Below are 555 nucleotides of genomic sequence, written 5' to 3' on the forward strand. Positions count from 1 at the left end.
CGCGCTCCGTGCTCGTCGTGGGGGAGACGGCGCTGGCGGTGCTGCTGCTGGTGTGCGCGGGGTTGTTGCTGCGCAGCTTCGTGCACCTGCAACGGGCCGAGCCCGGCTTCGACCCCGAGGGTGTGCTGACGGTGAAGGTGGACTTGCCGCCGCTGCACTATGGCTTTGGCACCGCCGCGCCCGCGGCCTTCTATGACACGTTGCTCGGGCGGCTGCGGGCCTTGCCCGGCGTGGAGCAGGTCGGCGCGGTGAATGGGCTTCCATTGGATGGGGCCCGGTGGACCGTCCCCGTGAAGGACCCGCTGCGGCCTGTTCCGGAGGGGACGGAGCCCTGGCAGGCCAGCGTGCGCGTCGTGACGCCCGGGGCGCTGGAGGCCTTGGGCGTGAAGGTGCTGCAGGGCCGCGGCGTCTCGGCGGCGGACCAGGGCGCGGGTGGGCGCGCGGTGCTGGTCAACGTGGCGGCGGCGCGCCGCTTCTGGCCTGGCGAGGAGCCCCTGGGGCGCACGCTGGACACGGGCATGGACTGGGGCAGCGGTGCCATGGGCGGGCGCGTGG

At 74.4% G+C, this 555-nt stretch carries 1 protein-coding gene; it reads left to right on the plus strand.

Translation table 11 applies throughout. From position 1 onward, the window contains the following. Nucleotides 1-555: ABC transporter permease (locus tag G4D87_RS38525; protein WP_205507899.1), on the plus strand; the 555-nt coding region annotated here is incomplete at both ends.

The sequence above is a fragment of the Myxococcus vastator genome, from assembly GCF_010894475.1.
Classification (GTDB): Bacteria; Myxococcota; Myxococcia; order Myxococcales; family Myxococcaceae; genus Myxococcus; species Myxococcus vastator.